Consider the following 17,382-nt stretch of genomic DNA (forward strand, 5'->3'; position numbering starts at 1 on the left):
GCGCGGGTCGCGCTCCACCCCCGCGGGACGTTTGATGGACCTGTAAGAAAACTGCACAGAACCGCGTGAACCTGCTTCTGGCGGACAGTGACGCGAAACCTGTACGTGTGGTGAGACACCGGTTGCACGGTGTGATGTGGCCCTCGGCGTTCAACGGAAAGGAACGAGCGCACATGCGCGAGATCCTCGGAAGGCGTCTCCAGCGGCTCCGCGATCGCTTTCAATTCCTGCGCACCGACCCGGTACAGAGCGACGGCCCGTCCACTCTCCTCGACGCTGCGCTCGTCTGCGCCGGCACCTGGCAATGGCCCGTCCTGCCAGGCGTCGGCCGGTCCGGCACCGACGGCAAGCGATGCGCCTGCCCCGACCCCGACTGCGCCGTCCCCGGCGCGCACCCCTTCGACCCGGGACTGCTCGCCGCCACCACCGACCCCCGGATGGTGACCTGGTGGTGGACCAACCGGCCCACCGCCCCCGTCCTGATGGCCACCGGCGGGGCCGCCCCGTGCGCGGTGAGCCTGCCGGCCGGCGCGGCCGCGCGCGCCCTCGTACGACTGGACGCGCAGGGCTTGCGGCTCGGTCCGGTCGTTGCCACGCCCACCCGCTGGGCGTTGCTGGTGGAGCCCTACTCCCTGGAACGGCTCGGCGAACTCCTGTACGCGAAGGATCACGTGCCCTCCTCCCTGCGCTTCCACGGTGAGGGCGGTTACCTGTTGCTGCCGCCGTCCGCCGCGTCCAGCGGTGGTGAGGTGCGCTGGGAACGGGAGCCGGGTGCGGAGCCGACGGCCCAGCGGCCTCGGTCGCGTTCGGCGCGGGCACAGGCGCATGCGCAGGCGGCACAGGCGCCGGCGGGAGAGCTCTGGCTGCCCGAGATCGAGGCGGTCGTGGACGCGCTGGTCGAGGCCAGCAGCGGCGCTCCCGGCGGCGGCAGCAGGCTCGCGTACTGACCTGCCGGGCCTGTGAGGATCACTCGTACGGGTGCCGGCGGGGCGAGTTTCCAAGGGAATTGGGCGCGGGTATCTCCGTGCCCCATTCCCTCCTCGCTATGTTCGGCGAATGAATCTCCGCCTGATCGGTATCGGCGCCGGTGTGTTGATCATCTTGTCGCTCCCGCTCGCCGGTGCGATCGCCGGGCCGGACTTTGCCGGTCGGGACGACGGAAAAGGTGGCGGCCTGTTCTCGGCGCTCGGCCTCTCTGACTCCTCCCGCACATCCCCGGCCGCGCCCGTGCGTTCGGCGTCGACGGCCGACCCGCAGCAGCCCGGGCCGGCCGAGCAGCCCCGTACGGATTCCCGCTGCGGCCCCGAGCTGTCCTCGCCGCACGGGGTGGAGGCGCAAACCTGTGTGTTGGTCGGTGAAGCTCAGACGTGGGGCCGGAGTTACTACCGGAACACAAGTGGTCGCGCCCTGGACGCGGTGCTGACCGTGATGGGTCCGGCCGGGCGCACGGTACAGATCCGGTGCGCGGTGGGCGCGGGTGACGAACCGGGTTTGTGCGAGACGCCGAAGGAGGCTTCGGTCGGCGGCCCGGAGGGTTACTCGGCCGTAGCGGAATTTGCAGTTCCGGATGATGAAGGGGAACTGCTCTTGAGGTCCGGGAGCAACTCACCGGCACCGGGTGACCGTTGATCGGACCCCGAAAATCAAGGGCCCGGTCGCTGGCGACGGGGGATGCACCAGCGACCGGGCTACAAGAACGGTAACAAGAGATCGCCTGTACGCAAATTCGATCTCCGATATTCAGACACCGATTTGCAGACGATTAGCGGGAGTTGTGACTCCGGTCACCGGCTCCGCGCGCGGCGCTCGGTCAGCTGAGCGTCACCTGGCGGTTGGTGAGTCCGCCCCGTGCCCGGCGCTCCTCCGTGGTCAGCGGGGCGTCCGTGGCCAGAGCCCCGGCCAGCCGCTCCGCGAACTCCGCCGCGGGCTTCTCGACGTCGTCGGCCGTGACCCCGGTGGGCAGGTCCCAGACCGGGACCATCAGGCCGTGGGCGCGGAAGGAGCCGACGAGCTTCGTGCCCTCGCCGAGCGAGGACGTGCCGGCCGCGTGCAGCCGCGCGAGGGCGTCGAGCAGCTTCTCCTCGGGGTGCGGCATGACCCAGCGCAGGTGGTTCTTGTCCGGCGTCTCGCACCAGTACGCGGCGTCCACGCCGGTCAGCTTGACGGTGGGAATGGCGGCCGCGTTGGCGCGCTCCAGCGAGGCGGCGATCTCCGGCGAGGCGTTCTGGGCGTTCTCGGATTCCGGAATCCAGAATTCGAAGCCGGTGTGCACAACCGGCTCGAAACCGCCGTCGGCGTCCAGGAGATCCTGAAGTCGGGGGCCCTCGGCGGGAACCCGGCGAGCGGCAACCGGCGTACCGGGGTCCGCCACGAGGGCGCGCTCCAGGGTGTCGGCCATGTCGCGGCCGAGGTCCCCGGAGGACGAGTCGTTCTGCAGGCCGAGGAGGACGGACCCGTCCTCGCGGCGCAGCGCGGGCCACGCCATGGGCAGTACGGTCACCAGGGTGACGGAGGGGACGCCCTCGGGCAGACCACCCTTGAGGGACAGCGGGACGGTGGCGGCGGGCACCAGCTCGCGCAGCGCGACCCAGTCGCACTCGCCCGGCAGTCCTTCGAAGGGGCGCCGCACGTGCTCGGTGACGGCGTGCGCGGCGGCTGCGCCGTGGCAGGCCTTGTAGCGGCGGCCGGATCCGCAGGGGCAGGGCTCGCGGGCGCCCACGACGGGGATCTCACCGTTGTTGAGCTGCGGCTTTGCAGTCTTGGCTGCGGGGCGCTTCTTGGCCATCGTGCGTGTCTCCCGGTTGCGGCGGTACGGCGTCGTGTCTGGGCGCGAGCCTAGCCGTTCGTACCGCCGGAACCGGGTGGGTGCGGCCGGGAGCACGGTCGGCGTGCGCTCCCGGACGGCCGCCTGTGCGGATGACCGGTACTGCTGTGCTGCTGTCGTGCTGTCGTGCGCTGTCTTGCTCTCGTGTCGGTCGTGCGGTCGTGCGCCCGCTCGTGTTCGTCGTGCGGTCGGGATCCCGGTTCAGGGATCGAGGTCGTCGAATGCCGTACAGAAGTCGATCGCCGGGGGCGCAACGCGCGTAGCGAAATCCTCGTGCCGGGGCCCACAGGCAACGATCACCCACACGGTGACCTCACCCGCCGCTCCGTCCCGGACACCCCAGTCCTGGGCCAGGGCGCTGATGATGTTCAGCCCCCGACCGCCCCGTGCGGTGACCGAGGGCGTGGCAGGAACCGGGCGGGTGGGCCCGCCTCCGTCCGTGACCTCGACCGTCAGTCGACCCGCTCCGTCGACGCGCCATGCGGCGCGCATCTCCCCGTCTCCGACTTCCCGAGAGCCGAGCGGCCTGCCGTGTCGGCAGGCGTTGCTGAGCAGTTCGGAAAGGATCAGTACGGCATCGTCCACGACCGATTCGGGCACTCCGCCGATACGCAGTTCCTCGCGCATCCGGTGTCTTGCCTCGCCCACGCCCGCAGGACCATGGCGTACGTCCATGCACGACGACGTGGGCACTTCTTGTGCCACCATCAACGCCACCCCCGGAACCTCCTTAGCCCCACGCATGGTCTGGATGCCCCAATGGCCTGGACCGGAAACCGTCGAAGCAGCCCGAAGCGGGTCCCTCTGACGCATTCATGTCGACCGAATGCGGAGCGGATGCGCCGGGGCACACCCTGTGACGAAAGGGGTGGGAGTGGCGAGTGGGCAAAAGGGTGTTTCAGCGCCCGAGTTGGGACAGAACCTGGCGCGGTCTGTTCGTGATGATTGCTTCCACGCCCAGATCAGCGCAGAGCTGAACGTCTTCGGGTTCGTTCACTGTCCATACGTGTACGGAGTGGCCCGCGCCCTGGAGCTTGTGGATGAAGGCGGGGTGATTGCGCACGATCCGCATCCCGGGTCCCGCGATCGTCACGCCGGCCGGCAGCCGCCCGTCCCGCATCCGGGGCGAGATGAACTGCATCAGGTACACGGTGGGGATCGTCGGCGCGGCCGCTCGGATCCGGTGCAGGGAGCGCGCGGAGAAGCTCATGACCCGCACCGGGTGCGGACCCTCGGCCGGTGGGGCGTCCAGGCCGAAGCGCTTGAGAAGGACGAGGAGGCGCTCCTCCACCTGTCCGGCCCAGCGGGTCGGATGCTTCGTCTCGATGGCGAGCTGCACCGGTCGTCCGGCGTCGGAGACCAGCTCCAGCAGGCGCTCCAGGGTGAGGACTGAGGTGCGCTCGGGGTCCGCGTCCCAGTCGGGGGACTCCTCGCGGTCCTTCCAGGAGCCGAAGTCGAGGGCCGCGAGATCGGCCAGCTCCAGGGCGGAGACGGCGCCGCGGCCGTTCGAGGTGCGGTTCACCCGGCGGTCGTGGACCAGGACCAGATGGCCGTCCGCGGTCAGCCGGACATCGCATTCGAGGCCGTCGGCGCCGTCCTCGATGGCCTTGCGGTAGGCGGCCAGGGTGTGCTCGGGGGCATCCTCGGAGGCGCCGCGGTGGGCGACGACCTGGATGGTGCGCGGCATTGCGTGGGTCACCGGGTCATGGTGCCACCGCGAGGCCCCCGGGCGTCGGGGTCGAGCCCGAGAGAGCATCCGAAATGTCGGATATAAAGAACGGGGAGAGATGCACAGGTCCGGCTTACAGTGCTCTGACGGGTCATGGGAAAGGCTTTGCCCAGGAACTTGTGCGGCACGTCGAACGTTCAGTCGGACCGATATCGCCAGAGAATTCTGAAGCCGTGTGTGACGAGGAGAGAACGCTGTGAGCAACGAGAACGAGGGCACCGCGGCCCCGACACCCCCCGCGGCCCCGTCCGTACCCCCTGCTCCGGCCTCCGAGACGCAGGAAGCGACCCCCGCGCCCGCCGCCGGTGAGCCGGTGACCCAGCAGCTGCCGCCGAGCCCGGCGCCCGGCACCGAGCCCACCCAGCAGATCCCGCCCGCACAGGCGCCCCCGGCCTACGGTCAGGCGCCCGCCCCGGCCGCGCACGGGGCCGAGGGCTGGCCGCCTCCGCCGCCCACGGTGCCGGCGTACGGGGCGGGCGGCCACGGCGGCGGCGCCTGGGGCGCTCCCCTGACCACCGACGGCCACCCCGCGCCCAAGCCGAAGGGCAAGGGCGGTCTGGTCGCGGGCGTGCTCGTGGCGGCCCTCCTCGCGGGCGGCATCGGCGGTGGCGTCGGATATTGGGCGGCGCAGCGCAGCGACGACGGCACCGGTTCCACCACGATCAGCGCCGCGAACACCCCCAAGGACCTCAAGCGTGAGGCCGGCTCCATCGCGGGGCTGGCCGCCGGAGCCCTGCCCAGCGTGGTCACCATCGAGGCCTCGGCCGGCGACGGCGAGGGCGGCACCGGCACCGGCTTCGTCTACGACCAGCAGGGCCACATCCTCACCAACAACCACGTCGTGGCCTCCGCAGCGAACGGCGGCAAGCTGTTCGCGACGTTCTCCGACGGCAAGCGGTACGACGCCGAGGTCGTGGGCCGCGCCCAGGGCTACGACGTCGCCGTCCTCAAGCTGAAGACCCCGCCGGCCGGCCTCAAGCCGCTGCCGCTGGGCGACTCCGAGAAGGTCGCGGTCGGCGACTCGACCATCGCGATCGGCGCCCCCTTCGGCCTGTCGAACACCGTCACCACCGGCATCGTGAGCGCCAAGAACCGCCCGGTCGCCTCCGGAGACGGCTCCGGCAGCAAGAACTCGTACATGAGCGCCCTCCAGACGGACGCCTCGATCAACCCGGGCAACTCGGGCGGCCCGCTGCTCGACGGACGCGGCGCGGTCATCGGCATCAACTCCGCGATCCAGTCGGCGGGCAACGGCGGCTTCGGCGGCGGCCAGGCCGGATCCATCGGTCTCGGCTTCGCCATCCCGATCAACCAGGCGAAGAACGTCGCCGAATCGCTCATCAAGACGGGCAAGCCGGTCTACCCGGTGATCTCCGTCTCGGTCGACCTCCAGGCCAAGTCCGAGGGCGCCAAGATCTCCGAGCAGGGCGCGGCCGCCAACGAACTGGTCGACCCGAACGGCCCGGCCGGCAAGGCGGGCCTCAAGCCCGGCGACATCATCACCGAGTTCGGCGGCAAGCCGGTCGACAGCGGCCCGACCCTGATCAGCATGATCTGGACGTACAAGCCCGGCGACACCGTGAAGCTGACCTACCTGCGCGGCGGCAAGCCGACCACGGTCGACATCACGCTCGGCTCGCGGGTCGGCGACAAGTAGCAGCACCCGAGCACCACCGGTCGCGGCGGCGACCCGATGAGGAGGGGGCCGTAGGCGGAATTTCGCCTACGGCCCCCTCCAACGTCCGCTTATGCTTCGCTGGTGTTCGATTCTCGGCACATACGGACCTTTCACGCGGTGGTCGCCTCCGGGTCGTACTCGGCCGCCGCCCGCGTGCTGGGGTACACCCAGCCCGCCATCACCCAACAGATGAAGGCGCTCGAACGCGCCGTCGGGACGCCCCTGTTCACCCGCGTGGGCCGCAAGATGCAGCTCACCGAGGCCGGGGAGTCCCTCTCCCGGCACGCCGAGACCATCCTCGGCAACCTCTCCGCCGCCGAGGCCCAGCTGAGGGCGTACGCCCGGCTGCGCACCGGCCGGGTGAGGCTGTGCGGCTTCCCCAGCGCCAATGTCACCCTCGTCCCCGAGGCCCTGAGCGGCCTGGCCAAGGACCATCCGGGCATACAGGTGGAACTGCTGGAGGGCGAGCCGCCCGAGTCGCTGCGCCGACTGGAGCGCGGGGAGTGCGACATCACCCTGGCCTTCACCTATCCCGGGCTGCACGAGGAGATCCCGGAGGAGGTCGCCGAGGTCAGGCTGATGGAGGACCAGCTGACGGTGCTGCTCCCGACCGGGCATCCGCTGGCCCGCCGCCGTGCCGTGCACCTGGCCGACCTCGCCGAGGAACGGTGGATCGCGGGCTGCCCGCGCTGCCGGGCGAACCTGCTGCACGAGTGCGCGGAGCTGGGGTTCGTGCCCGACATCCGGTTCGCCACCGACGACAACCTGGTCGTGCAGAGCCTGGTCGCACAAGGACTGGGCGTGGCGATGATGCCGGCCCTGGTGCTGCCCTCCCTCTCGCTGAGCCGAGTCTGCGGGCGGGCGCTCCAGCCCGCCGCGCGCCGGCACATCGCCGCGTACGTCTACCGCGACCATCTGCGGATCCCGGCGACGGCCGTGGTGCTCGACGCGCTGAAGCAGGTGGCGGCGAACCGGGTGGGCTGCTGACCGATCCATAAGCAGGGCTTGGGATTTCAGGTCATAACTGTCGTTGGACGTGATGGAATGTCGGCAGCACGCTGCCGATATGACCACCACCACGCCGGCCCGTACCACCACGAGGATGGCCGCCCTCGTCAGTGAGATCCGCACGGTCGTGGAGCGGGGGCTGGCTCCCGACCTCACCGCGTACCTGGTGGGCGAACGGCTCGCTCCGCACCTGGGCGCGCCGGACCTGCTGACTCCGGCGCAGCGGGAAGGCGACCCGGAGCGCTATCGGCAGCACATCCTGCACGCCGAGACCGACGGCAGCTTCTCCGTGGTGGCGCTGGTGTGGATGCCCGGGCAGGAGACCTGCATCCATGACCACGTGTCCTGGTGCGTGGCCGGGGTGCACCAGGGTGAGGAGAGCGAGCGCCGCTTCCGGCTCGCGCCGGGCGCCGGTCCCGCCCGGCTGGTGGCGACCGAGGACGTGGTCAACGCCCAGGGCGACGTCTGCGGGTTCGCTCCGCCCGGTGACATCCACAAGGTGCGCAACTCCTGTACGACCAAGGCGATATCGGTGCATGTGTACGGCGCCGACGTCTCCCGGCTGGGCACCAGCATCCGTCGCGTCTACACGCTCCCCGTCGACTGATGGCCCTCCTCCACCGCCCCCAAGGCGCGCCGGTCCGGGCTGTTTCACGTGAAACACCCACTCCGTGGCCCGGGTTGGCGATGGCCGCAGGCGGCGCGCTGACGGCCTGGTGCGTGCACCGCCTCGTGCCCGCCGTGCCGATGCTGACCGCGGCGGTGCTGCTGGGCATCGCGGTGGCGCACCTTCCGGGCCTGCGGACGTTCGTACGCACGGCCGCGCGCCCGGGTCTCTCCCTGGCCGGTCGTCGGCTGATGCGGATGGGCATCGTCCTGCTGGGCCTCGGTCTGGGGCTGGACCAGGTGCTCCGGTTGGGCTGGGCCACGGTGGCCATGGTGGTCGGCGTGGTCGCGGCCACCTTCTTCGGCACGCTCTGGCTGGGCCGCAGGCTGGGACTCCCCGGAGATCAGCCGCTGTTGATCGCCACCGGGTACTCGATATGCGGCGCCTCGGCGATCGGCGCAGTGAGCGAGGTGTCCGGGAGCGACGAGGAGGACGTGGCGGCCTCGGTGGCACTGGTCACCCTCTGCGGGACGCTCGCGATAGGGGTACTCCCCCTTCTCCAGGATCCGTTGGGGCTCTCCGACGCCGCCTTCGGGCGTTGGGTCGGCGCCGGGGTCCACGACGTCGGCCAGGTCGTGGCCACCGCGCAGACCGCGGGTCCCGCCGCCCTGGGCGAGGCGGTCCTGGTCAAGCTGATGCGGGTGGCGCTGCTCGCCCCACTGGTGGCGGCCGTCGCCTTCTCGGTACGGGCCCGGCGCCGCGGGGTGCGCACCGCCTCGGGCCGCAGGCCGGCGCCGGTGCCGCTGTTCGTGCTCGGGTTCCTGGCCGCGGCCGCGCTGCGCGCCACCGGGGTACTGCCCGACGTAGCGCTGGAGTGGGCGCACACCGCCCAGGAGGCCCTGCTGGCGGCGGCCCTCTTCGGCCTGGGGAGCGCGGTGCACCTGCCGACGCTGGCCCGGACCGGCGGGCGGGCTGCGGCCCTGGGGCTCGGGGCATGGGTGGTGGTGGCGGGGGTCTCGTACGCGGGCGTGATGCTCACCGTATGAGGCCGTGCGACGCCGCATGACACCGCATGACGCCGTACGGCGTTGCAACGGAGGGGAGTTGGCCATTTCCTGGCCGGAACCGACCGAACGTTCCGACTGCCCGCTGACATTGCGACGCGCCCGTGCCACTCTGCCCCCGGTATTCCGCACGACGCACGACGCACGACGCTCCACGAACCGCGCACAGCCGATCCGCACCGACCGCTCTTCACCCCCACCCTGCCCGGCTTCGCCACCCGGCCCGGGCACGGCAGAAGGAGTCATGCGTGAATCGTCATCGCACGGCCTTGTCCGTCCTGCTCGCGGCCGGCGCCCTGGTCGCGGGCGCCCTGACGGCGGCCACCCCCTCGATCGCCGCGGACGCCCCCGCGTCCTTCCGGCAGCAGCACACCCAGGGCTTCTGGACCGCCGAGCGGATGCGCGCAGCCGTCCCGCTCGACGTGACGGCGGTCCCCGGAGCGGCCCGTACCGCGGTCGCCACGTCGGCGACCCCCACGACCGTTGCACCGACGGCGGCGGGGTCCCCCACGGCGTTCCCGCAGGTGGGTGGCGCCTGGACGGCCGGCGGCGCGGTGGTGAAGACCTCGGGGCGCGTCTTCTTCACGATGGGCGACCGGACCGCTTCCTGCTCCGGCGACTCGGTCACCAGCGCCAACGGCAGCACGGTCATCACGGCCGGCCACTGCGTGAAGTACCAGGGTGCCTGGCACACGAACTGGGTCTTCGTCCCCGCCTACAACAACGGATCCGCACCCTACGGGCAGTGGTCGGCCACCAAGACCTTCGCCACCGACCAGTGGGCCGCGAGCGAGGACATGAACATGGACGTCGGCCTTGCCGTCGTCGCCCCGCTGAACGGGCAGACCCTCAGCCAGGTCGTCGGGGCCCAGGGGATCGCCTTCAACGGCGGCTACAACAAGAAGATGTACTCCTTCGGCTTCCCCGCGGCGGCCCCGTACGACGGCACCAAGCTCGTCTACTGCAGCGGCAACACCGGTAAGGACTTCCTGCTGACCAAGGACCACAGCCTGGGCTGCAACATGACCGGCGGCTCCAGCGGCGGACCCTGGTTCCAGGACTTCAACGAGGCCACGGGCCTGGGTACCCAGGTCTCGGTGAACAGCTTCGGCTACACCTTCCTCCCGAACCGGATGTACGGCCCGTACTTCGGCAACGAGGCGAAGGCGGCCTACGACAAGGCCCAGGCCTCCTGACCTCCGACCCGCTCCCGCCACCCCCACCTGGCCGGTACTCTGTACCGGCCAGGTGGGTTGCCCGAGCGGCCTAAGGGAACGGTCTTGAAAACCGTCGTGGCGCGAGTCACCGTGGGTTCAAATCCCACACCCACCGCAGTTGAACGGCCCCTGACCGGGATTCATGGTCAGGGGCCGATCTGTTTTCGATCGTCAAGGAGGGCAGCCAGCCCTCGTCCTGGCCGACGAACCGACGGGCGCCCTCGACCACGACAACACCTCCATGGTCGTCGAGATCCTCCGCACGATGTGCGAGGAGGGTTGCGCCGTCGTCATCGCCACCCACGACGACGCGGTGCGCGACCGCTGCGACATGGTCCTGACCGTCGGCGACGCCACACGCCCCGTACCCGTGAGAGAAGCCGTGCTGCTCCTTGCCGCCGTCGTGGTGCCGGCCGTCTACGGCACGCACGCCGGCACCCTCCTCGGCCGGATCGGGCTCCGTATCTTCTGATGCTCCGCCTTTCTCGCCTTTCCTGGAGCAGGCCCGGGCCGCCGACCCGGGCCTGCTTCCGCGTGCACGCCCCCGGTACGTGCCTGCGTACGTACTCCGCCGGGGCAAGGCGGGCTCGGTGATTCCCAGCTTGCCGGTCGGTGGGGGGCGTGCTGGAGGAAATGTGCAGGTCAGAGCCGGTTCTGGTGCCGATTTGCCGGAGGCTTCGGGGAGGGCGGCAAGGGGGCTGAGCCAGGGTATTGGGCCTTCCGAGTGGTGTTTGTCGGAAGATCGGCGCGCGTCGTGGGACCGACACGGTTGCGGCCACATCATGACGAATGTATTCAGATCCGCCCGTCCGAACATCGTGAAACGAGGCACCTCGTCATGACTCACCGCAGCATTCTCACGTCGATCTGGACCTCCGTCCTCGCCGTCCTGATGGCCGTCCTCTCCGGCTTCGGTCTCGCAGTGAAGTCGGCTCCGGCCGCGGCCTCCGCCCCCGCTGCGGACGCCACGGGTACCGAGTCCGGCGCTGTACGCCGGCCGGCCGTCACGGCCCGGCGGAGCTGGCGGGAGATGATGCGGGGCGGTTCGCTGCCGCCGACCATCAAGCAGCGGATCCGCGCCGAGGCGCACGGCAAGACCCCCTCCGTACGACGTTCCACCACCGCCGCGGCCATGGGTGCCGGGACCGGGACCGGGACGGAAATCGGGGCCGGAACCGCCTCCCGCACACTGACCTCGGCCGCAGCGCACACCGCGGTACCCGCAGCCGGAGCCGGAGCCGGAGCCGCAGCCGCACCCGCAGTGCCCACGGCCGCCACCGGTGCCGGCCGGGACGCGCTCGCGCTCGCTGCGTAGTCCGGTGGTGCAGGTGAGTGCCCGTGAGCGCAGGTAAGTCCCCGTACGTGCAGTCCGCGAGAGCGAAGAGCAGTCGCAGGGTCCGGTTCGCAGGCGTGAGCGCCGCCGCCGGACAGCAGCAACGGCTGGAGCAGTAGCAGTAGCAGAGAAGCAGGCCCGGTGTCAGGCGCTGGAGCCCGGTCGGTCGTGACCGTGGATCGCGCCTGGAGGGTGCCCCAGGGCAGGGCACGGACGGATCACCCCGGCTCACGCCGGGGCGTGCAGGGGTCGCGCAGGGGGCGTGAAGCTTGGTATTGCAGGGCCGCAGGCCCGGGAGACGGTGGGGTTCCCGGACGGCGCGGCCCTTTTCGGCATGTTCGGGACAGGTTGTCTGGCGGAACGCTTCATCCCTTGTGCGGCGCGGGGTTCAGCCGCTTACAGGGTGTTGACCTGGGCCTTCGAGGGCGCGAATGAGGTTTATCCGATGTTGGTCATACTTGCGGGGGAATCGGGCACTCCGGGGTGGTTCGCCGGGGATTCGGTGGGCAACTCTGGTCTCGCGACGTCGTCACCACGCAGAACGAACCAACAAGGCGGTCGGCCAACTGCCTTGGAGCAAGTCCCACTTCGGTTTTCTGGAGGATAAAGACATGGCAAGCATCCGTACCGCCCGCGTCATGGCCGCCGTCGCCGCTCTCCCCCTTGCCGCCGCGCTCTTCGGCGGGGTGGCGGTGGCCGACAACGACTCCTTCGCGAACGACGGATCGAATGCGAGCGTGGCCGGCATCGTCGGCAGCGGTGTGGGCGGCAACAACAACGGCAACTCGTCCACCTCGCAGCAGGTGGCCACGGGTTCCGGCGCCTCCAATCAGAGCAACACCGCCCAGGTGAACGGCTCGGCCCTCACCGCGATCGACCAGTCCAACCCGACCGTCGCGGTCAACTTCGTCCCCTGGTGGTAGCCGCGGCCTGAGCCGCTCCGATTCTTGAGGGCGTCTGTGCGACCGGACCGGCTGGGGTCCGGTAGCGCAGGCGCCCTCGCGCATGTCGCCCCGACCTTGACACCACGGGTGAATCTGACGGACAGTCAGGTTCCCTCGATGATGTGATGCCGGGAGGCCAGCGCCGTGCACCTCGCCCCGACCGAAGGCCAGTTGCGGCTCCGCGCCGAACTGCGCGCGTACTTCAAGGACCTGCTGCCGGACGGCCTCCCCGACGATCCGACCCGTCAGCGCGAACTCCTGCGTCGGATAGGCGCCGACGGGCTCCTCGGTCTCGGTTGGCCGGTCGAGTACGGCGGCCAGGGGCGCGGCGCCGACGAGCAGTTCGTCTTCTTCGACGAGGCCTACCGGGCAGGCGCCCCCGTCTCCATGGTCACGCTCAACACCGTCGGCCCGACCCTGATGAAGTACGGGACGCAGGAGCAGAAGGACTACTTCCTCCCCCGGATACTCGCGGGCGACATCGTCTTCGCCATCGGCTATTCCGAACCCGAGGCCGGCACCGATCTCGCCGCCCTGCGCACCCGTGCCGTCCGTGAGGGATCCGACTGGCTGATCGACGGGCAGAAGGTCTTCACCTCCAACGCCCAGAACGCGGACTGGATCTGGCTCGCCTGCCGCACGGACCCCGAGGCCCCCAAGCACAAGGGCATCTCGATCATCCTGGTGCCCACCGACACCCCAGGCTTCTCCTGGACGCCGATCGACACGGTGGGCGGGCTCACCACCACGGCCACGTACTACGACGGCGTCCGCGTGCCCGCAGGCCATCTCGTCGGACCCGAGCACGGCGGCTGGGGCCTGATCACCAACCAGCTCAACCACGAACGCGTCGCCCTCGCCGCCATCGGCATGCAGGCCGAGGACTTCTACGCGTACGCGCTCGACCACGCCCGCACCCCCGACCCGATCACCGGCGACCGGTCCGCGGACCTGCCCTGGGTGCAGTCGCGGCTCGCCGAGGCGCACGCGCGCCTGGCCGCCGTACGCCTCCTCAACTGGCGCCTCGTCCAGGACGTGGGCAGTGGCGCGCTGGCTCCCGGCGACGCCAGCGGGGTGAAGTTCCTCGGCACCGAATCCACCGTCGAGGTGTACCGGATGTGCCAGGAGGTGGTGGGCGAGGAGGCACTGATCCGCGGGCCCGAGGCGTTCGCGGGCGGCGAGCTCGAACGGATGAACCGGGCCGCCCAGATCAACACGTTCGGCGGCGGGGTCAGCGAGGTCCAGCGGGAGATCGTCGCGATGATGCGGCTCGGCATGAAGGGAAGGAAGCGATGACGGCGGACGCGGAGGCGGACGGGCGCGACGCGGAGGGAGGCGCGGACACGGCTGCTGCCGCGGCGGTTCTCGCGGCCGAGGCAGAGGCAGAGACCGAGGCAGAGACCGAGGCTGCGGAGGCAGCGCGGTTCCACGCACTGCTGGCTGCCTTCGAAGGCCTGCCGGCCGCCACTGCGGGCCGGGGCAAGGACGCGGTCAACGAGCCGATGATCCGCCACTGGTGCGAGGCGATGGGCGATGCGAACCCCGCCTACACCGGGCCCGACGCCATCGCGCCGCCCACCATGCTCCAGGCCTGGACGATGGGCGGTCTCTCCGGCCACGCGGACCGCTCCTCCGCCTACGACGACCTCCTCACGCTCCTCGACGGCGCCGGCTTCACCTCCGTGGTCGCCACCGACTGCGAGCAGGAGTACCACCGCCCCCTGCGCCCCGGCGTCGCGATCACCTTCGACGCCGTCATCGAGACCGTGTCCCCCCGCAAGACGACCAAGCTGGGCACCGGCCACTTCGTCACCACCCGCATGGACGTCCAGGCCGACGGGGAGCTCGCCGGCACCCACCGCTTCCGCATCCTCAAGTACGCGCCCGCAGTCCGGCCGGTGCGGCGGTCCCCGGCGCAGCGCCCGCCGGCGCAGCGCCCCCGCCCGGTGATCAACCGCGACAACCAGGGGTTCTGGGACGGGGTGCGCGATCACAAACTGCTGATCCAGCGCTGCACCTCCTGCGCAGCCCTGCGCTTCCCGTGGCTCCCCGGCTGCAACGCCTGCGCGAGCCCCGACTGGGACACGGTCGAGGCCTCCGGGGCCGCCACGGTGTTCAGCTACGTCGTCATGCACCACCCGCCCTTCCCGGCCTTCGACCCGCCCTACGCGGTCGCACTCGTCGAGCTCGCCGAGGGAGTCCGGATGGTCAGCAACATCACGGGCGTGCCCTACGACAAGGTGCGCATCGGCCTCCCCGTCCAGTTGGAGTTCCTGCGCATCGACGACGGCCTCGAACTCCCCGTGTTCAGAGGGAGTGAGGGCTGATGGACTTCCACCCCACCGAGGAGCAGGCCGCCGCGGTCGGTCTCGCCGCCCGGATCTTCTCCGATCTCGCCACCCACGAACGCCTCGCCGAAGCCGGCACGGGCAGCGACGCCGAGCTGTGGAAGGCCCTCACCACGGTCGGACTGACCGCCGCGGTCGAGGAGATCGGCCTGCTCGGCCTGGTCCTCCTGCTGGAGGAACAGGGGCGCACCACCGCACAGGTTCCCTATGCCGCCACCTGCGTGTACGGGATCCTTCCCGTGGCCGCGCACGGCAGCCCCGAGCAGCGCGCCCGGCTGCTGCCCGCCCTCGGCACGGGCGAGGCGGTGGCCACCGGAGCCTTTCCGGAGCGCGGCCGGATCACCGCCGACGGCGGCCGGCTCACCGGTACCGCCCCCGCCGTGCCGTGGCTGCGCGACGCCACGCACGTACTGGTCCCGGACGCGGATCGGGCGCTGTGGCTGGTACGGACCGACGCGCCCGGCGTGCGGACCGCACCGGTGGAGACCACGGCTCCCTGGTCCGCGGGCCGGCTCACGCTGACCGGAGCCGAGGGAGAACGCCTCGGCTCCGAGGGCGCGTACGAGGACACACTGGCCGCCGCCCGCACCGCCTTCGCCGGACTCCAGGCGGGCGTCTGCGCGGGCTCGCTGGCCCGCGCGGTGGAGTACACCTCCACCCGGGAGCAGTTCGGCCGGCCGCTCTCCACCAACCAGGCGGTCATGCTGCGCGCGGCCGACGCGTACATGGAAACCGAGGCGATCCGGGTCACCACCTACGAGGCGGCATGGCGCATCGACCAGGGCCTTGCGGCGCACGAGCACGCGCTGACGGCCGCCTGGTGGGCATCGGAGGCAGGCAAGCGGGTCGTGCACGCGGGCCAGCACCTGCACGGCGGCATGGGCGCCGACCTGGACCACCCCGTCCACCGGCACTTCCTGTGGGGCCGCCATCTGGACGCCTACCTGGGCTGCGGCAGCGAGCTGCTGGCCGAGCTGGGGGCCTCGATCGCGGCCTCGCCCGCATTCGCTTCGACAGCCGAGGGAGAACAGGCATGAGGGTCGGCGACACGCTGCCGCCGCTGGAGATACCGATCACCCGCACGCTGATCGTCGCGGGTGCGGTCGCCTCCCGTGACTACCAGGACGTGCACCACGACGCGGCGCTCGCGCAGGAGAAGGGCTCCCCGGACATCTTCATGAACATCCTGACCACGAACGGCCTGGTCGGGCGGTACATCACCGACCACCTCGGGCCGCAGGCCGTCCTGCGCAAGGTGGCCATCCGCCTCGGTGCCCCCAACTACCCGGGCGACACGATGACTCTCACCGGCACCGTCACCGCCGTCTCGGGGACCGCCGTCTCGGGGACCGCCGTGCCGGCGACCGCTGTCGCCCGGACACTCGTCGAGATCCGGGTCGTCGGCGCCAACGGAATCGGCCACCACGTCACGGGGACCGTCACCGCGGAGGTGCCGGCATGAGCGTCCGTACCCGCGACGAGCTCGGCGGCCGCGCCGCCATCGTCGGCATCGGAGCGACCGAGTTCTCCAAGGACTCCGGCCGCAGTGAGCTCAAGCTCGCCGTCGAGGCCGTGCACGCGGCCCTCGACGACGCCGGCCTCACCCCCGCCGACGTCGACGGCATGGTCACCTTCACCATGGACACCAGCCCCGAGATCACCGTCGCCCAGGCGGCCGGCATCGGGGACCTCTCCTTCTTCTCCCGGATCCACTACGGCGGCGGCGCGGCCTGCGCCACCGTGCAGCAGGCGGCCCTGGCCGTCGCCACCGGGGTCGCGGAGGTCGTCGTCTGCTACCGCGCCTTCAACGAGCGCTCCGGACGCCGCTTCGGGTCAGGGGTCCAGCAGCGGGAGCCTTCGGCGGAGGGGGCGGCGCTCGGCTGGTCGCTGCCCTGGGGTCTGCTGACCCCGGCCTCCTGGGTGGCCATGACCGCCCAGCGTTACCTGCACACCTACAACCTCACCCCCGAAGCCTTCGGGCACGTCGCGGTCACCGACCGCCGGCACGCCGCGAACAACCCCGCCGCGTACTTCCACGGCAAGCCCATCACCCTCGCCGACCACGCCGCCTCACGCTGGATCGTGGAACCGCTGCGGCTGCTCGACTGCTGCCAGGAGACGGACGGCGGCCAGGCCGTCGTCGTCACCACGACCGAGCGCGCCCGGGACCTGCGGCACGCGCCCGCCGTGATCACCGCGGCCGCGCAGGGCGCCGGCCGTCGCCAGGAGGGCATGACCTCCTTCTACCGCGACGACCTCACCGGGCTGCCGGAGATGGACGTGGTCGCCCGCCAGCTGTGGCGGACCAGCGGGCTACGGCCCTCGGACATCGACGTCGGCATCCTCTACGACCACTTCACCCCCTTCGTGCTGATGCAGCTGGAGGAGTTCGGATTCTGCGCGCCCGGTGAGGCCGCGGACTTCGTGGCCGAGGACGCACTGCCGCTCAACACCCACGGCGGCCAGCTCGGGGAGGCGTACCTGCACGGGATGAACGGCATCGCCGAGGCCGTCCGTCAGCTGCGCGGAACCTCCGTCAACCAGGTCGCGGGGGCGGCGCACGCGCTGGTCACGGCCGGCACCGGGGTCCCGACCTCCGGTCTCGTCCTCAGCGCCGACGGCTGAGAACC

Annotated in this window: 17 protein-coding genes, 1 tRNA gene and 1 pseudogene; 16 read left to right on the top strand and 3 right to left on the bottom strand. The window is 71.1% G+C overall.

The genetic code is table 11. The features are described from left to right. Nucleotides 1-173: 173 nt before the first annotated feature. Both BCL76_RS11440 and BCL76_RS11445 read left to right on the top strand, forming a co-directional pair. The gene (locus BCL76_RS11440; RefSeq protein WP_109779346.1) at nucleotides 174-947 is read left to right on the top strand and encodes a bifunctional DNA primase/polymerase; all 774 of its coding nucleotides are present in this window, start codon (nucleotides 174-176) and stop codon (nucleotides 945-947) included. Nucleotides 948-1,056: 109 nt separating this feature from the next. After that, entirely contained in the window at nucleotides 1,057-1,629 is a 573-nt protein-coding gene (locus BCL76_RS11445; protein ID WP_181382509.1) for a hypothetical protein, read from the top strand. A 181-nt stretch (nucleotides 1,630-1,810) separates the two neighbouring features. Here the strand turns inward: BCL76_RS11445 and BCL76_RS11450 are convergent, their stop codons facing one another. The 3 genes and pseudogenes from BCL76_RS11450 to BCL76_RS11460 all read right to left on the bottom strand — a co-directional run bounded on the left by BCL76_RS11450 (nucleotide 1,811) and on the right by BCL76_RS11460 (nucleotide 4,511). After that, nucleotides 1,811-2,785: a DUF5926 family protein gene (locus tag BCL76_RS11450; protein WP_109779348.1), complete on the bottom strand. Its 975-nt coding sequence runs from the start codon at nucleotides 2,783-2,785 to the stop codon at nucleotides 1,811-1,813. A 240-nt stretch (nucleotides 2,786-3,025) separates the two neighbouring features. Next, nucleotides 3,026-3,663, bottom strand: a pseudogene (locus tag BCL76_RS11455) (ATP-binding protein). Nucleotides 3,664-3,722: 59 nt separating this feature from the next. Further along, nucleotides 3,723-4,511 (bottom strand): glycerophosphodiester phosphodiesterase, encoded by a 789-nt coding sequence (locus BCL76_RS11460; RefSeq protein WP_181382521.1) that lies wholly within the window; start codon nucleotides 4,509-4,511, stop codon nucleotides 3,723-3,725. Between the two features lie 238 nt (nucleotides 4,512-4,749). Between BCL76_RS11460 and BCL76_RS11465 the strand changes: the two genes are divergently transcribed. From BCL76_RS11465 to BCL76_RS11530, 14 genes are all read left to right on the top strand, one after another. Then, nucleotides 4,750-6,210 carry a S1C family serine protease gene (locus tag BCL76_RS11465; RefSeq protein ID WP_109779350.1) on the top strand — a complete coding sequence of 487 codons (1,461 nt, stop codon included), beginning with the start codon at nucleotides 4,750-4,752 and terminating at the stop codon, nucleotides 6,208-6,210. Nucleotides 6,211-6,312: 102 nt separating this feature from the next. After that, entirely contained in the window at nucleotides 6,313-7,218 is a 906-nt protein-coding gene (locus BCL76_RS11470; protein WP_030755598.1) for a LysR family transcriptional regulator, read from the top strand. A gap of 79 nt (nucleotides 7,219-7,297) precedes the next feature. Next, nucleotides 7,298-7,846 carry a cysteine dioxygenase family protein gene (locus BCL76_RS11475; RefSeq protein WP_109779351.1) on the top strand — a complete coding sequence of 183 codons (549 nt, stop codon included), beginning with the start codon at nucleotides 7,298-7,300 and terminating at the stop codon, nucleotides 7,844-7,846. Further along, on the top strand, nucleotides 7,846-8,892 hold the full coding sequence (locus BCL76_RS11480; protein WP_109779352.1) for a YeiH family protein: 1,047 nt from the start codon (nucleotides 7,846-7,848) through the stop codon (nucleotides 8,890-8,892). The genes BCL76_RS11475 and BCL76_RS11480 overlap by 1 nt, the downstream gene beginning before the upstream one ends. Before the next feature lie 266 nt (nucleotides 8,893-9,158). Then, on the top strand, nucleotides 9,159-10,106 hold the full coding sequence (locus BCL76_RS11485) for a trypsin-like serine peptidase (protein WP_109779353.1): 948 nt from the start codon (nucleotides 9,159-9,161) through the stop codon (nucleotides 10,104-10,106). Nucleotides 10,107-10,157: 51 nt separating this feature from the next. Further along, a tRNA-Ser gene (locus tag BCL76_RS11490) sits at nucleotides 10,158-10,242 on the top strand. Between the two features lie 126 nt (nucleotides 10,243-10,368). Further along, a complete protein-coding gene (locus BCL76_RS39390; protein WP_219933939.1) occupies nucleotides 10,369-10,599 on the top strand; it encodes a hypothetical protein in 231 nt (76 codons plus the stop codon). A gap of 366 nt (nucleotides 10,600-10,965) precedes the next feature. Then, on the top strand, nucleotides 10,966-11,442 hold the full coding sequence (locus BCL76_RS39665) for a DUF6344 domain-containing protein (protein WP_258309528.1): 477 nt from the start codon (nucleotides 10,966-10,968) through the stop codon (nucleotides 11,440-11,442). A gap of 629 nt (nucleotides 11,443-12,071) precedes the next feature. Then, nucleotides 12,072-12,383, top strand: coding sequence for a hypothetical protein (locus BCL76_RS11505; RefSeq protein WP_109779354.1), 312 nt, complete (start codon nucleotides 12,072-12,074; stop codon nucleotides 12,381-12,383). Nucleotides 12,384-12,548: 165 nt separating this feature from the next. Next, nucleotides 12,549-13,700, top strand: a complete 1,152-nt coding sequence (locus tag BCL76_RS11510; RefSeq protein WP_109779355.1) for an acyl-CoA dehydrogenase family protein — start codon at nucleotides 12,549-12,551, stop codon at nucleotides 13,698-13,700. Further along, the gene (locus BCL76_RS11515) at nucleotides 13,697-14,731 is read left to right on the top strand and encodes a bifunctional MaoC family dehydratase N-terminal/OB-fold nucleic acid binding domain-containing protein (RefSeq protein ID WP_109779356.1); all 1,035 of its coding nucleotides are present in this window, start codon (nucleotides 13,697-13,699) and stop codon (nucleotides 14,729-14,731) included. The genes BCL76_RS11510 and BCL76_RS11515 overlap by 4 nt, the downstream gene beginning before the upstream one ends. Further along, nucleotides 14,731-15,789 carry an acyl-CoA dehydrogenase family protein gene (locus BCL76_RS11520; protein WP_109779357.1) on the top strand — a complete coding sequence of 353 codons (1,059 nt, stop codon included), beginning with the start codon at nucleotides 14,731-14,733 and terminating at the stop codon, nucleotides 15,787-15,789. The genes BCL76_RS11515 and BCL76_RS11520 overlap by 1 nt, the downstream gene beginning before the upstream one ends. Continuing rightward, nucleotides 15,786-16,214, top strand: a complete 429-nt coding sequence (locus BCL76_RS11525; RefSeq protein ID WP_109779358.1) for a MaoC/PaaZ C-terminal domain-containing protein — start codon at nucleotides 15,786-15,788, stop codon at nucleotides 16,212-16,214. The genes BCL76_RS11520 and BCL76_RS11525 overlap by 4 nt, the downstream gene beginning before the upstream one ends. Then, nucleotides 16,211-17,377 (top strand): lipid-transfer protein, encoded by a 1,167-nt coding sequence (locus BCL76_RS11530; protein ID WP_109779359.1) that lies wholly within the window; start codon nucleotides 16,211-16,213, stop codon nucleotides 17,375-17,377. Before BCL76_RS11525 ends, BCL76_RS11530 begins: the two co-directional genes overlap by 4 nt. The last annotated feature ends 5 nt before the right edge of the window (nucleotides 17,378-17,382 follow it).

It is taken from the genome of Streptomyces sp. CG 926 (assembly GCF_003148825.1).
GTDB lineage: Bacteria > Actinomycetota > Actinomycetes > Streptomycetales > Streptomycetaceae > Streptomyces.

What these genes read in the sequence shown, in the direction of transcription:
- BCL76_RS11440 (WP_109779346.1), top strand. Translation starts at nt 174, where the DNA reads ATGCGCGAGATCCTCGGAAGGCGTCTCCAGCGGCTCCGCGATCGCTTT.
- BCL76_RS11445 (WP_181382509.1), top strand. Translation starts at nt 1,057, where the DNA reads ATGAATCTCCGCCTGATCGGTATCGGCGCCGGTGTGTTGATCATCTTG.
- BCL76_RS11450 (WP_109779348.1), bottom strand. Translation starts at nt 2,785, where the DNA reads ATGGCCAAGAAGCGCCCCGCAGCCAAGACTGCAAAGCCGCAGCTCAAC.
- BCL76_RS11460 (WP_181382521.1), bottom strand. Translation starts at nt 4,511, where the DNA reads ATGCCGCGCACCATCCAGGTCGTCGCCCACCGCGGCGCCTCCGAGGAT.
- BCL76_RS11475 (WP_109779351.1), top strand. Translation starts at nt 7,298, where the DNA reads ATGACCACCACCACGCCGGCCCGTACCACCACGAGGATGGCCGCCCTC.
- BCL76_RS11480 (WP_109779352.1), top strand. Translation starts at nt 7,846, where the DNA reads ATGGCCCTCCTCCACCGCCCCCAAGGCGCGCCGGTCCGGGCTGTTTCA.
- BCL76_RS39390 (WP_219933939.1), top strand. Translation starts at nt 10,369, where the DNA reads ATGGTCGTCGAGATCCTCCGCACGATGTGCGAGGAGGGTTGCGCCGTC.
- BCL76_RS39665 (WP_258309528.1), top strand. Translation starts at nt 10,966, where the DNA reads ATGACTCACCGCAGCATTCTCACGTCGATCTGGACCTCCGTCCTCGCC.
- BCL76_RS11505 (WP_109779354.1), top strand. Translation starts at nt 12,072, where the DNA reads ATGGCAAGCATCCGTACCGCCCGCGTCATGGCCGCCGTCGCCGCTCTC.
- BCL76_RS11515 (WP_109779356.1), top strand. Translation starts at nt 13,697, where the DNA reads ATGACGGCGGACGCGGAGGCGGACGGGCGCGACGCGGAGGGAGGCGCG.
- BCL76_RS11520 (WP_109779357.1), top strand. Translation starts at nt 14,731, where the DNA reads ATGGACTTCCACCCCACCGAGGAGCAGGCCGCCGCGGTCGGTCTCGCC.
- BCL76_RS11525 (WP_109779358.1), top strand. Translation starts at nt 15,786, where the DNA reads ATGAGGGTCGGCGACACGCTGCCGCCGCTGGAGATACCGATCACCCGC.
- BCL76_RS11530 (WP_109779359.1), top strand. Translation starts at nt 16,211, where the DNA reads ATGAGCGTCCGTACCCGCGACGAGCTCGGCGGCCGCGCCGCCATCGTC.